This is a genomic window from Arenibacter troitsensis, from assembly GCF_900177645.1.
Taxonomy (GTDB): Bacteria; Bacteroidota; Bacteroidia; order Flavobacteriales; family Flavobacteriaceae; genus Arenibacter; species Arenibacter troitsensis.
In genome coordinates, this window is the sequence record NZ_FXAO01000016.1 from 20,503 (window position 1) to 42,289 (window position 21,787).

At 39.0% G+C, this 21,787-nt stretch carries 20 protein-coding genes and 1 tRNA gene; 8 read left to right on the top strand and 13 right to left on the bottom strand.

Features of this window, described 5'->3' with window-relative positions; translation table 11 throughout:
- The first annotated feature begins 128 nt into the window (after positions 1-128).
- Positions 129-332, top strand: coding sequence for a hypothetical protein (locus B9Y87_RS21870; protein ID WP_139827311.1), 204 nt, complete (start codon positions 129-131; stop codon positions 330-332).
- 68 nt (positions 333-400) lie between these two features.
- Here B9Y87_RS21870 and B9Y87_RS21350 read toward each other — a convergent pair whose 3' ends face one another.
- Positions 401-1,621, bottom strand: coding sequence for a site-specific integrase (locus tag B9Y87_RS21350; protein ID WP_085500980.1), 1,221 nt, complete (start codon positions 1,619-1,621; stop codon positions 401-403).
- A 238-nt stretch (positions 1,622-1,859) separates the two neighbouring features.
- Positions 1,860-1,944: transfer RNA gene (locus B9Y87_RS21360), tRNA-Ser, on the bottom strand.
- 109 nt (positions 1,945-2,053) lie between these two features.
- On the opposite strand from B9Y87_RS21360, the gene B9Y87_RS21365 reads away from it, so the two are divergent.
- The 5 genes from B9Y87_RS21365 to B9Y87_RS21390 all read left to right on the top strand — a co-directional run bounded on the left by B9Y87_RS21365 (position 2,054) and on the right by B9Y87_RS21390 (position 8,079).
- Positions 2,054-2,812, top strand: a complete 759-nt coding sequence (locus tag B9Y87_RS21365) for a sulfite exporter TauE/SafE family protein (protein WP_085500981.1) — start codon at positions 2,054-2,056, stop codon at positions 2,810-2,812.
- Positions 2,813-2,825: 13 nt separating this feature from the next.
- On the top strand, positions 2,826-3,458 hold the full coding sequence (locus B9Y87_RS21370) for a nitroreductase family protein (RefSeq protein ID WP_085500982.1): 633 nt from the start codon (positions 2,826-2,828) through the stop codon (positions 3,456-3,458).
- 51 nt (positions 3,459-3,509) lie between these two features.
- On the top strand, positions 3,510-4,718 hold the full coding sequence (locus B9Y87_RS21375; protein WP_085500983.1) for a DegT/DnrJ/EryC1/StrS family aminotransferase: 1,209 nt from the start codon (positions 3,510-3,512) through the stop codon (positions 4,716-4,718).
- 44 nt (positions 4,719-4,762) lie between these two features.
- Positions 4,763-7,057 (top strand): GH92 family glycosyl hydrolase, encoded by a 2,295-nt coding sequence (locus B9Y87_RS21380; RefSeq protein ID WP_085500984.1) that lies wholly within the window; start codon positions 4,763-4,765, stop codon positions 7,055-7,057.
- 233 nt (positions 7,058-7,290) lie between these two features.
- On the top strand, positions 7,291-8,079 hold the full coding sequence (locus tag B9Y87_RS21390) for a 3-keto-disaccharide hydrolase (protein ID WP_085500986.1): 789 nt from the start codon (positions 7,291-7,293) through the stop codon (positions 8,077-8,079).
- Between the two features lie 82 nt (positions 8,080-8,161).
- Here B9Y87_RS21390 and ribB read toward each other — a convergent pair whose 3' ends face one another.
- The 11 genes from ribB to B9Y87_RS21445 all read right to left on the bottom strand — a co-directional run bounded on the left by ribB (position 8,162) and on the right by B9Y87_RS21445 (position 19,419).
- Positions 8,162-9,304, bottom strand: coding sequence for a 3,4-dihydroxy-2-butanone-4-phosphate synthase (ribB, locus tag B9Y87_RS21395; RefSeq protein WP_085500987.1), 1,143 nt, complete (start codon positions 9,302-9,304; stop codon positions 8,162-8,164).
- Positions 9,301-10,716, bottom strand: coding sequence for an LptF/LptG family permease (locus B9Y87_RS21400; RefSeq protein ID WP_245808773.1), 1,416 nt, complete (start codon positions 10,714-10,716; stop codon positions 9,301-9,303). The genes ribB and B9Y87_RS21400 overlap by 4 nt, the downstream gene beginning before the upstream one ends.
- A gap of 72 nt (positions 10,717-10,788) precedes the next feature.
- The gene (locus B9Y87_RS21405) at positions 10,789-11,433 is read right to left on the bottom strand and encodes an outer membrane lipoprotein periplasmic chaperone LolA1 (RefSeq protein ID WP_085500989.1); all 645 of its coding nucleotides are present in this window, start codon (positions 11,431-11,433) and stop codon (positions 10,789-10,791) included.
- Between the two features lie 31 nt (positions 11,434-11,464).
- Positions 11,465-13,846, bottom strand: a complete 2,382-nt coding sequence (locus B9Y87_RS21410) for an FtsK/SpoIIIE family DNA translocase (RefSeq protein WP_085500990.1) — start codon at positions 13,844-13,846, stop codon at positions 11,465-11,467.
- 128 nt (positions 13,847-13,974) lie between these two features.
- Positions 13,975-14,340, bottom strand: coding sequence for a diacylglycerol kinase (locus B9Y87_RS21415; protein WP_072861222.1), 366 nt, complete (start codon positions 14,338-14,340; stop codon positions 13,975-13,977).
- Positions 14,333-14,839, bottom strand: a complete 507-nt coding sequence (gene tpx, locus B9Y87_RS21420) for a thiol peroxidase (protein WP_085500991.1) — start codon at positions 14,837-14,839, stop codon at positions 14,333-14,335. Before tpx ends, B9Y87_RS21415 begins: the two co-directional genes overlap by 8 nt.
- 186 nt (positions 14,840-15,025) lie before the next feature.
- The gene (locus tag B9Y87_RS21425) at positions 15,026-15,283 is read right to left on the bottom strand and encodes a DUF6952 family protein (protein ID WP_085500992.1); all 258 of its coding nucleotides are present in this window, start codon (positions 15,281-15,283) and stop codon (positions 15,026-15,028) included.
- Positions 15,264-15,578, bottom strand: a complete 315-nt coding sequence (locus tag B9Y87_RS21430) for a thioredoxin family protein (RefSeq protein ID WP_085500993.1) — start codon at positions 15,576-15,578, stop codon at positions 15,264-15,266. The genes B9Y87_RS21425 and B9Y87_RS21430 overlap by 20 nt, the downstream gene beginning before the upstream one ends.
- Before the next feature lie 75 nt (positions 15,579-15,653).
- The gene (locus B9Y87_RS21435) at positions 15,654-16,298 is read right to left on the bottom strand and encodes a peroxiredoxin (protein WP_085500994.1); all 645 of its coding nucleotides are present in this window, start codon (positions 16,296-16,298) and stop codon (positions 15,654-15,656) included.
- 363 nt (positions 16,299-16,661) lie between these two features.
- Positions 16,662-18,137: a Na+/H+ antiporter NhaC family protein gene (locus B9Y87_RS21440; protein ID WP_085500995.1), complete on the bottom strand. Its 1,476-nt coding sequence runs from the start codon at positions 18,135-18,137 to the stop codon at positions 16,662-16,664.
- 61 nt (positions 18,138-18,198) lie between these two features.
- Positions 18,199-19,419 (bottom strand): aminotransferase class I/II-fold pyridoxal phosphate-dependent enzyme, encoded by a 1,221-nt coding sequence (locus B9Y87_RS21445; RefSeq protein WP_085500996.1) that lies wholly within the window; start codon positions 19,417-19,419, stop codon positions 18,199-18,201.
- Between the two features lie 156 nt (positions 19,420-19,575).
- On the opposite strand from B9Y87_RS21445, the gene B9Y87_RS21450 reads away from it, so the two are divergent.
- Positions 19,576-20,034: an Lrp/AsnC family transcriptional regulator gene (locus tag B9Y87_RS21450; RefSeq protein WP_085500997.1), complete on the top strand. Its 459-nt coding sequence runs from the start codon at positions 19,576-19,578 to the stop codon at positions 20,032-20,034.
- A gap of 116 nt (positions 20,035-20,150) precedes the next feature.
- Entirely contained in the window at positions 20,151-21,557 is a 1,407-nt protein-coding gene (gene lpdA / locus B9Y87_RS21455; protein WP_085500998.1) for a dihydrolipoyl dehydrogenase, read from the top strand.
- The last annotated feature ends 230 nt before the right edge of the window (positions 21,558-21,787 follow it).

Here is a 21,787-nt window from a genome sequence, read left to right on the forward strand (position 1 = left end):
AATTAACTCAATCGTTAAACAACAGCTTTTTTTTGCCAATCGCAAATACGGTCAAAACCCAAAATATTTATACAATTATTCTATAATTGTCTGTAATTTTATGTACCTGGTATTTTAAATGTTTGATTTTGAACAATTTATTCCAATTAAGGGTACAATCTTATTTTATGGGACAAAAGATCCTGACCAAAAAACAATTGATTGACCGAATATTGCAAGATTACCCTCAAATGAAGATAAGTTCTATTCTGGTCTATATCTCCCAATTGAAAAACCTGGGGATTTTGGAAAACCCATCTAAGGGTATCTACACCTTAAAATATAAGGAATGATTTACTGGAGCAATCTTTTTCAAAATAGAAATTGAAAAAGGCCAATCAAAGCAAACAGAATATTAGATCTAGCTATTAAAATTTAATCTCTTCCTCAACATTTTCATATCATCACTTACCTTTCTATCCAATATTTTAGCATAATGTTGGGTGGTTTTCAGCGACTTATGACCTAACATCTTACTAACGGATTCAATAGAAACACCATTGGTCAAGGTTACTGTTGTGGCAAATGTATGCCTGGCCAAATGGTAGGTAAGATTTTTGTTTATACCACAGAGATCAGCTATTTCCTTAAGATAGGCATTCATTTTTTGATTGCTCAACACAGGCAATAGTCTGTCTCCATTTAGCACGGCCGGATGCTCCGCATATTTATCGATAATGGCCTGTGCAGATGGCAAAATAGGTATATTGCTCCTGGTATCCGTTTTGGATCTTTTTATTTTTATCCATTTTTCACCGTCTATACCCAAGACAACATTGTCATTGGACAGCTTTTTGACATCAGAATAGGCCAATCCTGTAAAACATGAAAAAAGAAAGATATCCTTAACTTGATCGAGTCGGGCATTACTGATTTCCTTCTCCCACATTTGTTGAATTTCCGATTCTGTTAAAAATTCACGGTCCACAATTTTCAATCTGCCTTTCCAATGAAGGAAAGGATCTTTTTGGATCCAATCATTAGCAAAGGCTATGCGGACAATCTTTTTAAAATTAGTGATATACTTAACGGCCGTATTGTGGGCGCAATCACGTTCTGTTTTTAGATAATACTCAAACCCATCAATAAAGGCGTGATCTACTTTCTTGATCGGGATGTCCGCTACTTTATATTCTTTTTTGATATAGGCTTCCACATGCTTTTTGGCCGTACAATACCGTTCTATTGTTCCAGGGGCATATTCCTTACCAACTAATTGGGCAATCTTATCATTATGATCCTGGAAAATTTTCAGTAACATTTTCTCTTTGTCTGTTTTTCCCAAAAAAATATTCTTTATTAAATCAGCAGAAATTGGATCATTGCTATTTAGAAGACTCTCATAAATTTGGTAAATTCGATAACGTATCTTATCCATATAGGCATTCAATTCGCGAACTTTCTGTGTGGTACCCTTCATTTTTCCTGCGGACGCATTCCATTTGGCCAATGGTACTTTACGCTTAATACTGAATTCACCCCTCTTACCATTAACTGTAATTCTAGCATAAACAGGAGCTTCGCCCTCATTATCCACATCATTACCTCTTGGATAAAAAAGTACGGAAAATGTTGTTTTCATAGGTGCGTATTTAAAATGATAGTTAAAATTAATAATTTAATTTTAAAATTACATTTATAAGCTATTGAAATTTAGTTCATTACATCTAAATCGGTGCGTAAAATCAAATTAAAAATTACGCACCGAATACCGCACCTTTTTTATGATATTTTATGGTTTTATTTGATATTTTGGAAAATTAAAAAAGCCCGAAAACATAATGTTTACGGGCTTTTGGTGGAATTTGCGCAATTCCCAGCGGAGAAAGAGGGATTCGAACCCCCGGAGGTGTGACCCTCAACAGTTTTCAAGACTGCCGCATTCGACCACTCTGCCATTTCTCCTTAGCGGGTGCAAATATAGAAACCTTTTTTTCTTTTTAAAAGAAAAGGGGATTTTTTATTTAATTATTTTGATAATGATAGATTCTCCCCAAGACCTTATTTTTGCCTTATGGAAGAATGGTACCATTATGTGCTTTTGGCCTTGTTGGGCCTAGTGGTTGGAGCACTCAATACCTTGGCTGCAGGCGGTTCCTTACTTACCTTGCCCATCCTTATTTTTATAGGATTGCCTGCCAGCGTAGCCAATGGTACCAATAGGATAGCCGTACTTACCCAAGGCATTGCCAATGTTGCCGGTTACAAGAGTAAGGGAAAGGCTATTGCCAGCCCGTTTATATTGTACCTTTCCATAATAGCGACCATAGGTACCTTAATTGGTTCCAAATTGGCCATAGACATCAATGAAACCGCCTTTAATAGGATTTTGGCAATCGTAATGGTACTTATAGTTATCGTTATGCTTGTACAACCAAGACTACGCATAGATAATTTTGAGGAAACAATTACAGGTAAAAGACAATTTTGGGCCATAGTCTCCTTTTTCTTTATTGGCATTTATGGTGGCTTTATACAAGCCGGGACAGGTATTTTTGTATTATTGGTATTGTCCACAATAAATCACCTTACATTAATGAAATCCAACGTCATTAAGGCTGTGGTAATGGTGGTATACACTAGTGCCGCCTTGATACTTTTTGGGCTCAACGGCAAGCTGGATTGGGAAATAGGCTTAACTTTAGCATCTGGTCAGACCCTCGGGGGGTGGATAACCAGTAGATGGTCCGTGAATAAAGGCGACGGGATTGTTAAAATATTATTGATCATTGTGGTTATTTTCATGTCCATTAAACTATGGTTTTTTAATTAAAAGAAAATAAATTTTGGATATTATCAAGAAATTGGAATGGCGATATGCCGTTAAGAAGTTCAATGCCGATAAGATGTTGACGGAGGATAAATTGGAAAAATTAAAGCAAGCCTTTAATTTAACGGCCACTTCCTATGGGTTACAACCCATCAAACTATTGGTGGTTCAAAATAAGGAGCTACAAACGGAGTTGGTAAAGTTTTCCTACGGCCAAAAGCAGGTGGCTCAAGCATCGCACGTTTTTGTTATTTGTATTGAAAAGCAAATTGACCAGAAATTTATCCACGACTATTTTGCCAGGGTACAGCAAATTAGAAATACTTCAGATGAAATTCTAGACCCCTTTAAAGGTGCACTGGTTGAAAGTTTCTCTAAAAAGGAAAGGGAGGAGGTCAAGGTATGGGCCACCAATCAGGCCTATCTAGCATTAGGAACGCTGCTTACCGTTTGCGCCTTGGAAGAGATTGATGCCTGCCCAATGGAAGGCTTTCAGCCTATGTTCTATGATGAGCTGTTAGGGCTCGATAAATTAAGACTTACTTCGGTATTGGTACTTCCTGTTGGCTATAGGGCATCAGACGATATGTTCGCTACCTTAAAAAAAGTACGGAGGGATTTGGATGAAAGCATCATTCACATACCCTGATACCATCACAAAAAAAAATCAATTTAATAAGCTAATAATTAAGAATAAGATATGCCAGGATTTGAACTTTTTGGAGATAAGGAACGTAAACAGGTCAATGACGTTTTAGATTCGGGAGTATTGATGCGATATGGATTTGATGGCATGAGGAATGGCCATTGGAAAGCCAAGGAACTGGAACAGGCCCTGCAAAAACGCATGCAAGTGAGCCACGCACAATTGGTAAGCAGTGGTACCGCAGCCTTAACTGTGGCCTTGGCCTGTGCCAAGGTAGGTGCAGGAGATGAAGTTATATTGCCAACATTTACATTTGTGGCAAGTTTTGAAGCTGTCCTGTCCGTTGGGGCTATTCCCATCCTAGTGGATGTGGACGACACCCTTACCTTAGATCCAATTGCTGTTGAAAAAGCTGTTACCAGTAAAACTAAAGTAGTAATGCCTGTACATATGTGTGGATCCATGGCCGATTTGGCAGCATTAAAAAGTATATGTGACAAACATGACCTAATTCTATTGGAAGATGCCTGTCAGGCTATAGGCGGCAGCTATGAAGGAAAACCTTTGGGTAGTTATGGGGATTTGGGATGTTTTTCGTTCGACTATGTAAAGACCATAACTTGTGGGGAGGGTGGAGCCATTATTACCAATAACAAAGAATATTATAAGAGTGCCGACCAATATTCAGATCATGGACATGACCATATTGGAAAGGATAGGGGAGCGGAGGACCATCCCATTCTAGGGTATAACTATAGGATTTCCGAATTACATGCGGCCGTTGGCCTTGCGCAAATTGAACGATTGGACGATTTTATTGCGACCCAGAAAAAAAATTATTCCATCATGCGTTCTGCCTTGGAAAAAATTCCTGGAATTAGTTTTAGAAGAGTTCCTGAACACGGTGTTGAAAACTATTCCTTTCTAAGTTTCTATCTCCCAACGGAAGAAACGGCTAGAAAGACGATCAAGGCTTTTTCTGAAAATGGTGTGGATGCCTGCTTTTATTGGTTCGACAACAACTGGCATTATTACCGAAAATGGAATCATTTAAAGGATTTGAATGGCTTAAATAGTTTTTCCAAGGAAATTAAAAACGGGCTTCCAAATTATAAGGTTTCGGATTTTTCCAAGTCGGATCATTGGGTAAGTAGAAACATATCCTGTTTAATAAAATTGGGCTGGACCGATGAGGAAGTTAGAAACAGGGCCAACATAATGGCAAATGTTTTGCTCAATATTGTTGATTTCTCCGATTATTGAGTTATTATTGATATTAAAATGATATTTAGCATAAAATCAACTGAATGAAAATCAATCCAGCATCTTTATTTTTTCTTTTGTTCCTCACTATTTTATCTTTTAATTCCTGTAAGGAAGTTCAATTGGAAAACCCGAAACCTACTAATTTTGTAGACCTAGTTTATCCACAGCTCGATTCGGAAAACTCGAGATGGTTCTTTTTTTCCTCGGCAACCAGACCCTTTGGCATGGTCAATTTAAGTCCAGACACAGAAATTGATGGAGCTTGGGGAAGTGGTTACAGATATAAAACAGATACCATTAAAGGTTTTAGTCATGTTCACGGTTGGCAGATTTCCGGGCTATCAGTAATGCCGGTTACAATTACCTCTGAAAACGAGACGGCGATATTTAAAGATTTTTATTCCAAATTTAAGCACGAAGCAGAAAAGGCATCTCCAGGCTATCATCTGGTAGATTTAGAGCGATATGACATATCGGCGGAACTTACGAGTACAAAAAGAGTGGGCTTCCATAGATATTCCTTTCCTACCGAGGGTAGTCCTGCCATACTCTTTAATCTAAATACGCTTTTGGGACCCAGTGAAAATGTAAACGGGAAAATGGAAAAAACAGGAAACAAGATGCTTACCGGGGAGTTGGAAATGAGTCCTACCCATAGAAGGCCCAAACCCTTCAAATTGTTTTTCAAGATAGAATTGGATTCAGAAATCAGTGCTTTGGTACAAGATCCTGAGACTGGAAATTACTTGGTTTACACCGATGTAAAAAATCGGTCCGTATTAATGAAAGCCAGTATATCCTATACGTCTGTCGAAAATGCCCAAACCAATATGGATTCGGAACTGAACCATTGGGATTTTCAAAAAGTGGTGGACGAATCCGAAGAAGAGTGGAATGGTTACCTTGGTAGAATTAAAATTAAAGGGGGTACGGAAACACAACAACGCAGATTTTATACAGATCTATGGCATGCCTTGCAGGGCCGAAGGGTCATAAGTGATATAAATGGAGCCTACCCCGATAATACCGGGGAAAAATTCCGAATAGGTCAGATCCCCTTGGATGCTGCCGGAAAACCTAAATTCAACCACTATAATTCCGATTCCTTCTGGGGTGCCCAATGGACCATAAATACGCTTTGGGGACTAGTGTATCCGGATATTATGGAAGATTTTGTCCATTCCCTAATCCAATATTCTAAAGATGGCGGTCTAATCCCACGAGGACCTTCAGGGGGCAATTACACCTATGTTATGACGGGAGCTTCTTCCACACCATTTATAGTCAGTGCCGTTCAGAAGGGCATTATAAAGGAAGACCTCGAATCAATTTATAAGGCATTAAAAAATAATCATATGCCAGGTGGTATTATGGAAAAGGCTGGTTATGAACATAAAACGGCCCTTGGTGGAGGATTTAAATATTACCTGAACAACGGTTTTGTACCCTATCCGATTCCCGAGGGCAAATTTGGCGGACACCAGGATGGCGCTAGCCTAACTATGGAATATGCCTACCAAGATTGGACCTTGGGCCAATTGGCCAAAAAACTGGGGCATACGGAGGACTATGAGGTGTTTGCCCAGCGTTCCAATAATTACCAAAATGTATTCGACAAAGTTTCCGGCTGGATGAGACCAAAGGATGTGGATGGAAGTTGGTTGGAGAATTATGATCCTTATGAACACCAGCACGGATTTATAGAGTCCAATGGGGCACAATCAACATGGTTTGTACCCCATGACATTGCTGGTTTGGCAAACTTGATGGGCGGCAAATCAAAGGCCGCTGAAAAGTTGAATCGTCAATTCCAAGATGCGGAAAAATTGGGGTTCACCGCAGGTAATTCGCACTCACAGGAGCTTCACCCGGAATACAGACGTATTCCCATTAATTACGGTAACCAACCCTCCATTCAAACGGCATTTATTTTTAATCAGTTGGACAGGCCCGATCTAACACAATTTTGGTCGAGAAAGGTGGTAGACAAAGTTTTTAGTGGACTTTCTCCTGCAACCGGTTATAACGGGGATGAAGACCAGGGACTTATGGGAAGCTTATCCGTTCTAATGAAAATAGGCCTTTTTCAAATGAACGGTGGAACCGAAAATGATCCGGTCTATGAATTGGGTAGTCCAGTTTTTGACACCATAGAGATAAGTCTTAATCCCGAATATTTTAAAGGCAATAAATTCACTATACGTGTAAAAAATAGCGATGTGGATAATTGGCTAATAAAAAGTGCCGTTATAAATGGTAAAGCACTTCGTGGATACACCGTACGTCACTCACAAATAGTAAATGGCGGGGAACTGGAACTTGAGATGGGCCAATAATAGTACTGTACATACTTATGGTTAAGTCACAAGAATCAAAATCCCTTTTTTCTCTGGAAATAGTCCAAGAGCTATCGAATCTTTATCAATTTCATTTATCTTCCGCCCCAATTCGGCTAATGAAAATCGAATAAGTTTTACACCAGAATATAAATATGGATTGATATATATTTTGAGGAATATAAGTATATTTAAAACATCAAATCCAATCACCTTTAAATCCTTTAATTTTTATGAACTACAAGACTATTTTCACAGGCGCTCTACTTTTATCCATTTCTATACAAATTGGCGCTCAGAATAAGCACACCGGTGTACCACCGGAGGTATCCCCTATGCCCATGAAACCTGAAATGACAGAAATATGGGAGCCTGAGGTTAGTGTAGTGACCCCTGCAAAAACATTGGGCGACGCCCCCTCCGATGCTATAATTTTATTTGATGGCAGCAGCCTGGACCAATGGGTGAGCCAAAAAGATAATTCACAGCCCGCTCCCTGGAAAATTATAGACAACAATTATTTTGAGGTAGTTCCGGGTTCTGGTGGGATAAGTACCCAAATGAAATTTGGCGATTGTCAAATACACATAGAGTTTAGCGCTCCCGATGTAGTGGAGGGCCATAGCCAGGGTAGGGGCAATAGTGGATTGTTTTTGCAGAACCGATATGAACTTCAAATATTGGATTCATACAATAACCGCACTTACAGGAACGGCCAAGCGGCCAGCATCTATAAGGACCATGCTCCTTTGGTCAACGCCATGCGAAGTCCTTTGGAATGGAATTCGTACGACATAATTTATACTGCTCCCCGATTTAAGGCTGACGGCCGTTTGGATGCCAAGGCAAAAATTACAGTACTCCATAACGGTGTTCTGGTACAAAATAATGTGGAGATCAATGGTAATACCTATTATGTTGGTCTGCACAACTACCCATCGGCCCATGGCGATGACGTACTTTCACTACAGGACCACGGCAACAAAACACAGTTTAGGAATATATGGGTAAGACCATTATAGTTCCTGGTGAAATTGACTTAAAACAAAATGCCGAAGTATCCTCCATGTACTTCGGCATTTATAATTGTATAGAACTTAACTATCAATACGTTACGTATTCTACTATTTCCAATCCATAACCAACAAGTCCTACTCTTTTGGTATGGCTGGAATTGCTAAGCAGTTTAATTTTAGCGATATCCAAATCGTGCAATATTTGGGCACCAACCCCAAAATCCTTGGCATCCATATCTACTTTGGGAGCCTTGTATACTCCTTGCTTTTGTAATTCCTTCAATTCTCCCAGGCGCCCCAAAAGATTTAAAGATTCGAATTCCTGATTAATAAAGACGATAGCCCCTTTACCTTCTTCGTTGATGGCATTGAACATATCCTCCAATTTTTTATCCGGATTATTGGTCAGGGTACCTAAAATGTCATTGTTGATCAAGGTAGAATTAATACGGGTCAAAACCTTTTCTTCCTTTTTCCAGGTTCCCTTGGTCAATGCAATATGAATTTGGTTGTTCGTAGTCTGCTGATAGGCTCTTAATCTAAACTCACCAAATCTGGTAACAATATTGAAATCTTCCATTTTACGGATCAGGCTATCATGTTCCATGCGATAGGCAATAAGTGCTTCTATGGATACAATCTTCAGATCAAAAGTCTGTGCCACTTTGACCAATTCGGGCAATCTGGCCATAGATCCGTCCTCGTTCATGATCTCTACGATGACTCCGGCAGGTTTTAATCCTGCCAAGCGGGCAAAATCAATGGCGGCTTCGGTGTGGCCGGTTCTTCTTAGTACGCCACCTTCTTTGGCCACAAGGGGAAATATATGCCCTGGCCTGCCCAAGTCATGAGCCTTGATATTAGAATCTGTTAAGGCCTTAACCGTACTGGCACGATCGGCAGCAGAAATACCTGTGGTAACACCATGCCCCCTTAAATCTACAGAAACGGTAAAAGCCGTTTCCATAGGATCGGTATTGTTATGGACCATCATATGCAGCCCCAATTCCTTACACCTACCTTCGGTAAGTGGGGCACAGATAAGTCCTCTTCCATGGGTAGCCATAAAGTTGATCAATTCCGGAGTGGCCAATTCAGCAGCCGCCAAGAAATCCCCTTCATTTTCCCTGTTTTCATCATCCACTACAATAATTACCTTGCCTTGCCTTATATCCTCTATTGCTTCCTCAATGGTATTTAGCGTAATAGTCTTTTCAACTTTTGTTGTCATGTCACTGCAATTTTATCTTTCTTCTTAAATATCCCCTTAAAATAATCCAAAATACTTCCAAAGGACATTAATCCTTTGTCCGCCGTAGCCCTTCTAGTAAGAAAAACACCTAAAGGTAACATTATACATGTAGATAGCCAGGCCCCAATTATAGGATTGATATTCCCCTCTTTGGCATAATTTCCGGCAAATACTCCAATAAAATAATAGGTTAGGAATAGTATAATTGCGATAACCATAGGCAAACCCAAACCGCCCTTTCTTATAATGGCTCCCAATGGTGCTCCAACAAAGAATAAAATAATACAGGACAATGCCAATGCATATTTTTTGTGGAGCGATAATATGTGAAGTCGATAAATCTTATATTTTATTTGAAGCTCATTTTTCTTTCCCTGAATACTTGTAATAATATTGGATGTGGCACTTTTTGCTGAACTTAAAATCTGAGACTGGTGCCAGGAAGGATAGAGCGCCAAGATGCTATCGGTATCCATCTTGGTACCCAATGAATCCATTTCCTTCTTTTTTTTGTCAATTGCAATTTGACCAACGGAATCGGGCTTTTTCATAGGCACGAAGGCACCCATTCTACCTACAATATTCTTGGAAAAAGCGGTTACCAATCTTACGTTATCTTCCTTAAGGGAATCTATATCCTTGGTTAACCGCGAAATATTTTTCATCTTATCCGTACTTACATCCCGCTCCTCGTCCAAATCCACATCATTAAGGTCGGACAAATCCTTGTTTATGGTATAGGTCCTAAAATTGGCCTTGGTAAAAGGATTTTTCTTCTTCTCCTTGTTGTTTTTGGTGGACACGTCCAAGTAATAATGCCCGTCCTTTAATACCAACTGTAAAATATCCGAATCCTCACTACTAATCAGTTCTCCCGATTTGGCCTTGATCACTGTGGTATTAACTTTGGTTTTGGATTTCTCGTGAATGATGACATTTTCCAGAAACCGATCATTCTCCCCATATTTTCGGTCTACCTTCATATTCATTTCGGTACCTTCCAAATCACTAAAAACCCCTTCGGTAATAATGGCTGCAGGTTTAACCTTGGCAATATTCCTTCTTAAATTGTATATTTTTTGTTCAGAAATTGGAATAATATTATTGGCAAAATAAAAGGTAACCCCGCCCAAAAATGTTACAAAAACAATAAGAGGCAACATTGCTCTCTGCAAGGAAATACCTGAGGCCTTCATGGCCGCAAACTCGTAATTCTCCGCAAAGGAACCAAAGGTAAGGATGGAAGACAACAATACGGTCAGAGGAATCACACGTTCCATAAGGTTGGGCATCAGGTAAAACAGGAATTTTCCAATTATGAAAATATCCAATCCCTTCCCCGCAAAATCATCAATAAACAACCAGATCGTTTGGAATATGAAGATAAACATCAGTATTACGAACGAACTGAAAAAATTAAAGAGGAACCTCGATAATATATATCGGTCTAAAATTCTCAATTTCTAATTTCTTATGATGTAGTAGCCATCATTCTTATACTTGTTCTCGTCAAAGGTAAATAAGGTTTTGGACAAGGGCTGGTCTATTTTAAAAGAATTAACAGTAATGGTCGTTTTAGTACCATTCTTCCCCGTTTCAATAAGCTTATAGATGTGCTTTGTCTCCACATCTATACCCAATAGAATAGATTTGATCTCAGAATTGGTATCGATTGGTGTCAACTTCACAAACTGTATTTTTCTACCTTGAATATTTTGTAGGATGTCCCAGTCATAGTTATGTCCCTGCTTGTAGAAGGTAAGCATTTTGGATGGCGTAATGGTATTTTCATCATCCAATTTCTCCTCAATGGTCACCTCTTCATTTTCGGGTACAACGGTATAAACCTTTTTACCATCGTATATTTGCTTGGAGCCCAAATAATTGAACAAATACTTATCGCCCTGCATGGTCACATCCCCTCTTGTTTCAGTGTTAATATTGGCCTCCTCGTTATTAAGACTGTACTTGAAGTCTACAAAAATATTGTCGTAACTTTTTACCTTATTATAGACTTCATCCAACAAATTTTTGGCCTTTGCAGAGTTTTGGGCCATAGATATCGAAGTAGATAATACCAATAATATAATAGATAATTTAATTTTCATTTTCTTTTGTTTTAATTTTTAACGGTGCCTCTTATGCACTCTCATTGCTCAATAGTTGATCTAAGGCATATATATCAGGTACAAGCACTTGGCGCGCCTTGCTTCCTTCAAAAGGACCAACAATTCCTGCCGCTTCCAACTGATCTATAATTCTCCCGGCCCTATTGTACCCCAACTTCAATTTTCGTTGTATCAAGGAGGCCGAACCCTGTTGGGCAACTACAATAACTTCTGCCGCTTCCCTAAACATGGCATCCCTATCGGAAATATTATAATCAATACTTGTGCCAGAATCGTCATTTCCGGAGTATTCCGGAAGCAAATGCGCATCTGGATATGCCCGCTGAGAACCAATAAATTCGGTAATCTTGGCCACCTCAGGGGTATCTACAAAAGCACATTGAATTCTGGTAACGTCATTTCCCTGTGTAAACAACATATCCCCACGTCCAATCAGTTGATCTGCCCCTTGAGTATCCAGAATGGTCCTTGAATCTATTTTTGAGGTCACCCTAAACGCTATCCTAGCAGGGAAGTTGGCTTTGATAATCCCTGTAATAACGTTAACCGAAGGCCTTTGGGTAGCAATGATCAAGTGTATGCCAATGGCTCTGGCCAATTGTGCCAATCTGGCAATGGGCGTTTCCACTTCCTTACCCGCCGTCATGATAAGATCGGCAAACTCATCTATGACCAATACGATATACGGTAAAAATATGTGCCCGTCATTGGGGTTCAATTTCCTAGCTTTAAACTTGGCGTTGTATTCCTTTATATTACGAACCATGGCAACCTTTAACAACTCGTAACGATTGTCCATTTCTATACAAAGGGAATTCAGGGTATTGATTACCTTGTTATTGTCCGTAATAATGGCCTCCTCCGAATCCGGTAATTTGGCCAGATAATGCCTTTCTATCTTATTGAACAGGGTGAGTTCCACTTTTTTGGGATCTATAAGAACAAACTTTACCTCTGCTGGATGCTTTTTATATAGCAGAGAGGTCAGTACTGCATTAAGACCAACGGATTTCCCCTGTCCTGTGGCTCCTGCCATTAACAAGTGGGGCATTTTAGCCAAATCTACCACAAAGGTTTCATTGCTAATGGTTTTTCCAAAAGCGATGGGCAACTGCATTTCCGCCTTCTGAAATTTGCTTGAGGCGATAACCGAACGCATGGATACAATGGTGGCATTTTTATTGGGCACTTCTATACCGATGGTTCCCTTTCCTGGTATGGGGGCAATAATCCTAATACCCAGTGCCGCCAAGGATAGGGCAATATCATCCTCAAGATTTTTTATTTTTGAAATTCGCACTCCGGCATCTGGTACAATCTCATATAGCGTAACCGTTGGACCAATGGTAGCCTTTATTTGCGCTATCCCAATCTTATAGTTCTTTAAGGTCTCAACTATTTTATTCTTGTTCTCTTCCAGTTCTTCTTGGTTAATGGTAATACCACCAGTGGCACCATGTTGATCTAAAAGATCCAATGGGGGAAACTTAAAATTGCCCAATTCCAAGGTAGGGTCAAATTCACCAAAATCCTCCACCAACTTATCTGAAATATTATCAATCTCCTCTTTCTCTTCCTTAATTTTCTCTACTTCCATGGCAATAGTATCCTCTTCTGGCCCCACCTTTACTTCAAATTCCCCTTCATCTTCCTCCTTTGCCAAAACAGGAATATCTTTTTTATGGGTATAGGTGTCTATTACAATAGGAGTCTCATCCTTCTCTTCAGTATATAAAATATCGTTCTCCCTGTCATTGTCATTAACCTTGACTGTCTTACCATTTTTAAATTCGGTAGCCAAAGATTTTCCCTTTTCGTTTAAATAAGCAACCGCTTTATCTGGAGAAAATTGGAACAATCTTACCAAAATTACAATCAAACCAAAAAGCAATAAAAGAAAAACCCCTACTTTTCCTCCATAGTCCTGTAAAAAATCGTTCATCTCATATCCGACCATACCACCTAGCAGTGGTTTTCCTGAAGCAAAAAAGCCCAGGGCAATGGAGAACCAAATTACAAATACCAAGCCCCATATCCATTTACGAAGCAGTCCTTGGTTCCGCATACTCAAAAACAGGTACAGCCCCGTGATAAAAAGTAAAAAGGTAAATATGATGGATGAAACACCAAACCCTTTATAGAGCACAAAATGACTTACATTGGCCCCGAATTTGTTCAATAAATTCCTGGCCTGTTCATTCCTGTTAGCAAATTCCGTTAGCAAGCTTTGATCATCTTGCCAGGTAAAATAGAAGGAGACAAAAGAAAAGAACAGCGCAATACTCAAAAGCATTAACAACCCCCCAAAAATAATTTTGTTCTGTTGTGAAAATTTTAAGGAAAAGCCTTTTTTATTGGGTGTTGACTTTGGTTTTTTTACCTTTTTTGCCATTAAATCTTAAATTCTGGTGGCTAAATTACAAATTTACTGATGAACTCATCAGAACTTTTCCTATAGAAATAGCAATTTACATAAACTCTGTATAAGCCAGAAAGGGAATAAGGAATACCTAACAGATTTTAAAAGAGTTTAGGAATATAGATAATGAGGCCAATAATGGATGCAGCAATGGATACCAACATAACCGCTCCTGCTGAGATATCCTTTATAAACCCAATTTTTTCATCAAATTCCGGTTGCACAAAATCCGCTATTTTCTCCACAGCCGTGTTTAATCCCTCAATTCCCAGAACCAATCCAATAGCCAAAATTTGAAGTATCCATTCCGTATTGGAAATTTCAAAGTAGAATCCAGCAGCAGTCATTACCAAGGTAATAAAAACCTGGATTTTGATACTGGATTCCGTTCTGATCAATAGTAACGCTCCCTTTAACGCGAAACCAACGCTTTTAATACGATTTACCAAAAAGCTTTCCTTAGGCATCCATCAATACTTCTAAAGCTGCCTTATAATTGGGTTCGTCAACAGTTTCTGCAACCTGCTCCGTATAAATAACCTTTCCTTCCTCGTCCAATACGACCACCGCTCTGGAGTGTAGGGATTTTAGTGGTCCGTCCACAAATTCCAAACCAAAGGCCTTACCAAAATTACCATCCCTAAAATCGGACAACATTTCTACATTTTCTATTCCTTCCGCCCCGCAGAAACGAGCTTGGGCAAATGGCAGGTCTTTGGAAACACATAAGACCTTAGTGTTTTCCAATTGGGCAGCTTCCTTATTAAATTGCCTAACAGATTGGGCACATGTACCGGTGTCTACGCTAGGAAAAATATTGAACACCACTTTAGAACCTTTGTAATCATCTAAATGAACATTGGACAAATCTCCCTTGGTCAATGAAAATCCTGGGGATTTACTACCAGTTTCAGGTAGTGTTCCTATTGTGTTTATTGGGTTTCCTTTAAGTGTTACTGTTGCCATGATTATATTTTTAAATTTTGCGTGAAAATAAAAAATATATGCTTTATAAATAAGGAATAAGTGATAAAAAGTAGGGAGGTTGTTAGGTCTATTTGCGCTTGACTATAATTGCAAATACCTTTATCCTGTCTACTACACATAAGGATAAAGGTATCTGTCATAATTGGTGGGTAGATGTTATTTCAATTATTTGTCTATAGATCCTACTACCCTTTGCATAAATTCGTTCAAAGCCTCTTTTTGGGGCTTACCTTCCTTGATGGATTTTTGAACCTCCAAGGCGCCATATAAATTGGAAATCAGCTCACCAATAACATCCAATTCCTCGTCCTTTAATGAAGCTACTTCGGTAATGGACTCCAATGTTTCTATGGTTTCCAAAACATAATCCTCATCATTTTCAGCTATAAAGCCCGTAAGGTGTTTAATTACTGGTAATTTCACTGATTAAATCTTTTAAAACTTCATACTTATTGGTCTGGACCTGATTCTTAAATTCCCCATCACTAAAAATGGCAAAAGTAGGAAGGTTGTCCACGTTGGCCAACTTCCTGGATTCAGGAAATTTTTCTGCATCCGCGAGAACAAAGGTAATATCCTCATTAATGGATGCCTCTTTTTTGAATTTGGGCTTCATTATTCTACAATTGCCACACCAAGTAGCCGAAAATTGAACCACCACATTCTTATTTTGATCAATAATCTCTTTCAGATTATCATTTTCCAATTCAACTATCATAAATTCTAAATTTAATTTTATTTAAAAGGAGCCAGCGCCTCATTGCGGTTGACTCCTTATATTTAATTCATGAATTTAGTTTGCGTGTGCGGACAAATAATTGGCAACGCCATTTCTATCTGCCGTCATAGCCTCTTTACCTTCTTCCCAGTTGGCAGGACAAACCTCACCTTTTTGTTGAACGTGGGTATATGCATCGATCAATCGCAGATACTCATTTACATTCCTACCCAAAGGCATATGGTTTATTCCTTCATGGAATACGGTTCCTTCCTCATCTATTAAATAAGTGGCTCTGTAGGTTACATTGTCACCATCTACCATAACAACACCCGTTTCCTCATTGTACTGCTCATTGGTGATATCCAATATGCCCAAAGTAGAGGCCAAGTTTCTGTTGCTATCTGCAAGAATAGGGTAGGTGACCCCTTCAATTCCTCCGTTATCCTTCGCTGTATTTAACCAAGCAAAATGAACTTCTGCAGTATCACAAGAAGCTCCGATAACAATTGTATTTCTTTTTTCAAATTCTCCCAAAGCAGCTTGAAAAGCATGAAGCTCCGTTGGACAAACAAAAGTGAAATCTTTTGGGTACCAAAATAGGATAACCTTCTTATTATTTTTTTGAGCTTCCTCCAATACATTCAATTTGAATGTATCGCCTAAATCATTCATTGCGTTAACGCTAAGATTTGGAAATTTTTTACCTACTAAAGTCATATTTATAATATTTATACAATTAATTTCTGATGTAAAATTACATCTTATTAAAGGGGTTTGTGCTATTATGGATTTAAAAATCTTATGCCTATATAACAATTGTATATACCTCTGCCGATTATTGATTTTACTTGTGGAATTAAAAAAATACACCCCTTAAATTTTCCAATTTCACAATACAAATGGCGCAAAAATATGAAGTCGGATATTATCCAAAATAAAAGACTCCAAAAATTTTTTGATTTCTAAATAAAATCACCCATTTGGTACTTGCGAAACTGCAATTAGGAAAGATATTTGACAAATGTTAATCTATTTTAGGCATCCTGGAATTCCGATAAATAAGATTTGAACTAAAGTTTATTATCCAGCTAACTTTGACGTCTTTAGCTGCCTAATCTTTATATGCAAGGCTGCAAAGAACAGTGTCGTAAATGGACTTAACCAATTGAATATGGCATACACAAAATATTCCGCAACACCAACGCCCAATACGCCCGACTGATAAGCCCCACAAGTATTCCAAGGAATCAAAACCGAGGTTACAGTACCTGAATCTTCCAATGTCCTACTCAAATTTTCCGGGGCCAAGCCCTTATCATGAAAGGCTTTTTTAAACATTTTTCCAGGGATCACAATTGCCAGGTATTGATCACTGGCTATGGCATTTAGTCCTATACAGCTCATTACGGTACTGGCAAACAAACCAAATATGGAACTTGCAATGGATAATAAAGATTTTGTAATGCGGGCCAAGGCGCCAATGCCATCCATAATACCACCAAACACCATAGCACAACATATAAGCAAAATGGTCCATATCATACCTTTCATGCCTCCTGCACTGAACAGGTCGTTCAACTTTTCATTTTCCGTAACTATAGCAGTATCGGTAAAAATGGAATTGAAAATTGCCGTTACATTGGAATCGGATAAGGTCTTTAATACCTCTGTCTGAAAAAACAGGGCAAATACCCCGGCTAAGGCTACTCCGGAACCAAGGGCTATCAATGGTTTGGTTTTAAAAAGTATTAGCGCAATGACCACCCCGGGCACTATAAACAAATAAGGATTTATATTAAAAGTATGGTTAATAGTATCCAAGAGTGCGCTAACATCGGCACTCCCTGAAGTCTCGATGTTAAAACTAATGATGGTAAAGATCCCTAAAGTGATCAAAATGGTGGGAACAGTGGTAATGGCCATATACTTTATATGGGTAAACAAGTCTGTTCCCGCCATGGCCGGAGCCAAGTTGGTCGTATCACTTAAAGGGGACATCTTATCTCCAAAATAAGCGCCGGAAATTACGGCACCGGCAATCATACCTGGATTAATGCCCAAGGCCGTCCCTATACCGACCAATGCGATTCCTACCGTAGCGGAGGTAGTCCATGAACTACCTGTGGCCACGGAAATTATGGCAGCTATTACCACCGAAGCCGGTAAAAAAATAGAGGGATTCAAAACTTGAAGGCCATAATAAACCATAGCAGGGATAACCCCGCTCACCAACCATGTACCTGCCAAGGCCCCCACCAAAAATAAAATCATGATCGGAACAAGAACACTTTTTAGATTTTCCAAGACTTCAAGCCCCATAGTTTTTATGGAAGTCTTATTAAAGAGCCCAACAATGGCACTGATAGCGCCACCGATCAACAAAATAATCTGATTGGAATATTCCCCAAACCATTCTCCCTCCGCATAGAAAATATTATAGGCCAACATCATCATCAAAAGAACAACCGGGATAAGGGCTTCCCAGAGATTCAATTCTTTGTTTTCTACAATATGTTCGTTTTCGGGTCCAGCGGGGTTGGTACTCAGGTTCTGCATTTAGAAGCTATTAGTTTCTTCGTAATATTACGATTTTGATCACTCTTCTGCAAACCCAATTTTACACCTTTGCGCTTTCAGGCCTTAAAATATCCAATTGGATCAAACAATCCTTCATGGCCATATAGGTTCTGTCAATATGGTCGTCCAAGCCTATTGAAAATCTAATTAAACCATTGGTCAGCCCCATTTCCAACTGCTCTTCCAAAGGAATTTCCGAAGAGGTAGATGTTCCCGGGGCACTAAATAAGGTTTTATAAAAGCCCAAACTCACCGCTAAATAGCCCAAATGTTTCTTTTGCATTAACTCCATTAAGGCATTGGCCTTTTCCAAGGAACCCACGTCTAGAGTCATTAGGCCACCGAAACCGTATTCCATATTGTATTGCTTTTTCATCACCTCGTGACCCACATGCGATTGTAATCCAGGATATACAACCCGCAATCCGTCGTTTTCAAAATTTTTGGCCAGGTACATCGTGTTTTCACTATGTTTCTTCATCCTTATATGTAGGGTCCTCATGTTCTTCAATATGGAAGATGCCCTTAAACTATCCAAAGTACTGCCCAATAACATACCAGCTCCATTATTTACATCCTTGAGGCCCAAACAAAAATCTTTAGTGCCACACACTGCCCCGGCCACGCAATCACTGGTGCCATTTATAAATTTTGTTAAACTATGGATAACAATATCGGCTCCCAATTTTGCAGGCGAGATGGATAGGGGCGAAAAAGTATTGTCGACCACCAAGGGGATGTTATTTTTTTTAGCGAGTTTGGAAAGTGCCTTTATATCGGCCACTTCCAATAATGGATTACTGACCGACTCACAATAGATCATTTTTGTTTTTGGGGTTATGGCCATGGCCACTGCGTCCATATTAGTGGTATCCACAAAGGAAATTCCAATATTGAATTTCTTTAAAAAATTCTTCATGAGTGCATAAGTACCTCCATAAATGGTCCTACTACTAACAATATGGTCGCCAGCATTGCACAACTGTAAAATTACGGCGCTTATTGCTCCCATACCGCTTGCGGTTACATTGGCGGTTTCCGTTCCTTCCAAAGCGGCCAGGGCTTCTCCCAAATATAGATTGGAAGGGGAGGAGTGCCTACTGTAGAGATAACAGCCTTCGGTGTTGCCCTCAAAAGTATCGAACATGGTTTTTGCCGATAAAAATGTATAGGTGGAAGAGTCCGATATGGAGGGATTAACACCCCCATATTCTCCAAAATATTGTAAATCCTGTAAATTATCAGCTGCTTTAAAGTCCATAGTACTATATTTAATTTACTATAAAATTAAAGTTATTACAACATTTAATCAACCTAAATAAATAATATTAGATTATAAAACTATATTTTTACATATATATAGTTTATTTTTATATAAGTTATCTGATTTAAGGTAGACTTTAGAAAATATACCAGTATGAAGTTTGATGAAATCGACATTAAATTGTTGGGGCTGTTACAAAACGATAGCAAAAGGACCACCAAGGAATATGCCCTGCAGCTAAATCTGTCCGTCACCGCAGTTTACGAACGCATTAAAAGACTGGAAAAGCTGGGTGTAATAACCAATTATGTGGCCTTGGTAGACAAAAAGAAGGTAAACAAGGCCTTTACCGTATTATGCCATGTTAAATTGGTACAACACATTAAGGAGTATGTACTTCAATTTGAAAGGGAGATACTTAAATTAAATGAGGTAGCGGAATGTTATCATACCAGTGGCGATTATGATTATATCCTTAAAATATATGTGGCGGACATGGAAGAGTATAGGGAGTTCATGATTACCAAACTTACCGCCATTAACCACATTGGAAGTACCCAAAGTTCCTTTGTCATCAATGAAGTAAAAAGTACCACAGAAGTATTTGTATAACAAAAACAGTCCATAATACGTTAATATCCCATTTAATATGAATGTTGCCCAACAATAAAACATTCGTATTTTTGTATTCACATTAATGAAATTAATATTTACAATACCATAATAATATGACCCAATACGATGTAGCCATTATAGGCTCAGGTCCTGGTGGATATGTTGCAGCCATCCGTTGCGCCCAGTTAGGAATGAAGACTGCGATAATAGAAAAATATTCAACTTTGGGCGGTACATGCCTTAATGTAGGGTGTATTCCTTCCAAAGCTTTATTGGACTCATCCCACCATTACGAGGATGCCGTAAAGCATTTTGAAGATCACGGAATTGAAATTCCTGGGGAAATCAAGATCAACCTAGAGAAAATGATCGGCAGGAAACAGGCAGTGGTAGATCAGACCTGTGCCGGGGTAAAGTTCCTTATGGACAAGAACAAAATTGAGGTTTATGAAGGTGTTGGGAGTTTTAAGGATGCTACCCACATCAATATAAAAAAGAACGATGGAAAAACAGAGACCATTGAGGCAAAAAACATAATTATTGCTACAGGATCCAAGCCATCAAGCCTGCCCTTTATCAAATTGGACAAAGAGCGCGTTATTACTTCTACAGAAGCCCTAAAACTTAAGGAAATACCCAAACACCTTATTGTTATTGGAGGTGGCGTAATAGGATTGGAATTGGGACAGGTCTACAAAAGATTAGGGGCAGAGGTTACGGTAATAGAATATATGGACCGTATTATTCCTGGAATGGATGGAGCACTTTCAAAAGAATTGTTGAAAGTAATGAAGAAGCAAAAGGTAAAATTTAATCTATCCCATAAAGTTAAATCGGTAGAGGCCAAAGGCAAGGAAGTAATTGTTAAGGCAGAGGATAAAAAAGGGGAAGAGATAACTTTTAAAGGAGACTATTGTTTGGTTTCTGTAGGAAGAAGGCCTTATACCGATGGATTGAACATTGAGGCTTCCGGTGTTAAACTGGAAAAGAACGGTACCATAGCCGTAAATGAGCACTTACAGACCAATGTACCCAACATTTATGCCCTAGGTGATGTGGTAAGGGGAGCCATGTTGGCACATAAGGCCGAAGAGGAAGGAACTTTCGTAGCCGAAATATTGGCAGGACAAAAACCACATATAGACTATAACCTAATTCCAGGTGTGGTATATACCTGGCCTGAAGTTGCAGCGGTAGGAAAAACCGAAGAGGAACTTAAGGAAGCCGGAGTAGCCTATAAGGTAGGTCAGTTTCCAATGCGCGCCTTGGGGCGGGCTAGGGCCAGTATGGATTTGGATGGCTTTGTCAAGATATTGGCAGATAAAGATACCGATGAAGTTTTAGGAGTACATATGATCGGAGCAAGAATGGCCGACTTAATTGCCGAAGCGGTTACCGCAATGGAATTTAGGGCATCCGCCGAGGATATCTCCAGAATGAGCCATGCACACCCAACCTTTGCAGAAGCTGTAAAAGAAGCTGCTTTGGCAGCAACCGATAATAGAGCCTTACATGTATAGAAAACTATAGGGATCAAGAACAATTGTTGTGTTTATGTAAAAATTAGGATTAATTTGATCACTCATGTTTTTTGAACAATAGTTTTAAATAATGGGAGCAATCTAGTAAAACCAACAATTAAATAATTCTTTCAATTTACTCAATGGGTTGTTATTGTTTTTATCGGATTTCGTGAATCTTCGATTTCTTTGCTTTCCAATGAAACCGACGCAGGAGGTTCATGAATACC

Bases quoted from the DNA above. Each gene is read 5' to 3' on its own strand.
- B9Y87_RS21350 (WP_085500980.1), bottom strand. From the start codon at position 1,621: ATGAAAACAACATTTTCCGTACTTTTTTATCCAAGAGGTAATGATGTG.
- B9Y87_RS21365 (WP_085500981.1), top strand. From the start codon at position 2,054: ATGGAAGAATGGTACCATTATGTGCTTTTGGCCTTGTTGGGCCTAGTG.
- B9Y87_RS21375 (WP_085500983.1), top strand. From the start codon at position 3,510: ATGCCAGGATTTGAACTTTTTGGAGATAAGGAACGTAAACAGGTCAAT.
- B9Y87_RS21380 (WP_085500984.1), top strand. From the start codon at position 4,763: ATGAAAATCAATCCAGCATCTTTATTTTTTCTTTTGTTCCTCACTATT.
- B9Y87_RS21390 (WP_085500986.1), top strand. From the start codon at position 7,291: ATGAACTACAAGACTATTTTCACAGGCGCTCTACTTTTATCCATTTCT.
- ribB (WP_085500987.1), bottom strand. From the start codon at position 9,304: ATGACAACAAAAGTTGAAAAGACTATTACGCTAAATACCATTGAGGAA.
- B9Y87_RS21400 (WP_245808773.1), bottom strand. From the start codon at position 10,716: ATGTTTATCTTCATATTCCAAACGATCTGGTTGTTTATTGATGATTTT.
- B9Y87_RS21405 (WP_085500989.1), bottom strand. From the start codon at position 11,433: ATGAAAATTAAATTATCTATTATATTATTGGTATTATCTACTTCGATA.
- B9Y87_RS21410 (WP_085500990.1), bottom strand. From the start codon at position 13,846: ATGGCAAAAAAGGTAAAAAAACCAAAGTCAACACCCAATAAAAAAGGC.
- B9Y87_RS21415 (WP_072861222.1), bottom strand. From the start codon at position 14,340: ATGCCTAAGGAAAGCTTTTTGGTAAATCGTATTAAAAGCGTTGGTTTC.
- tpx (WP_085500991.1), bottom strand. From the start codon at position 14,839: ATGGCAACAGTAACACTTAAAGGAAACCCAATAAACACAATAGGAACA.
- B9Y87_RS21430 (WP_085500993.1), bottom strand. From the start codon at position 15,578: ATGATAGTTGAATTGGAAAATGATAATCTGAAAGAGATTATTGATCAA.
- B9Y87_RS21435 (WP_085500994.1), bottom strand. From the start codon at position 16,298: ATGACTTTAGTAGGTAAAAAATTTCCAAATCTTAGCGTTAACGCAATG.
- B9Y87_RS21440 (WP_085500995.1), bottom strand. From the start codon at position 18,137: ATGCAGAACCTGAGTACCAACCCCGCTGGACCCGAAAACGAACATATT.
- B9Y87_RS21445 (WP_085500996.1), bottom strand. From the start codon at position 19,419: ATGGACTTTAAAGCAGCTGATAATTTACAGGATTTACAATATTTTGGA.
- B9Y87_RS21450 (WP_085500997.1), top strand. From the start codon at position 19,576: ATGAAGTTTGATGAAATCGACATTAAATTGTTGGGGCTGTTACAAAAC.
- lpdA (WP_085500998.1), top strand. From the start codon at position 20,151: ATGACCCAATACGATGTAGCCATTATAGGCTCAGGTCCTGGTGGATAT.